Raw genomic sequence first — 245 nt, 5'->3', positions numbered from 1 at the left:
GCAGCAGCACGACCGCGCAAAGGCCGATCGACTCGCCGAGCCCGGACCACGCTTGCGCGAGAAACAGGCTCGCGAGCAGGAAGGCGAGATGCGCGAGCATGTCGAGCAAGATCGCGCGCATCCGGATTGCCGACAGGTAAAGCAGCACGCCGTAATCGACCAGCGCGCGGGCGGCAACGACCACCGCCGCGCCGATCAGCCCGAAGTGATGAATGCCGAACCACAGGCCGCCGACGAAGAACGGC

General features: G+C 66.9%; 1 pseudogene. It reads right to left on the bottom strand.

From position 1 onward, the window contains the following. A pseudogene (locus SB772_RS44510) lies at positions 1-245 on the bottom strand (flippase); the annotation flags it as partial.

The sequence above is a fragment of the Paraburkholderia sp. SIMBA_030 genome (genome assembly GCF_046535245.1).
Taxonomy (GTDB): domain Bacteria; phylum Pseudomonadota; class Gammaproteobacteria; order Burkholderiales; family Burkholderiaceae; genus Paraburkholderia.
The sequence above is the reverse complement of the archived record's forward strand: the minus strand, read 5'-3'. Positions and strand labels throughout refer to the sequence as shown.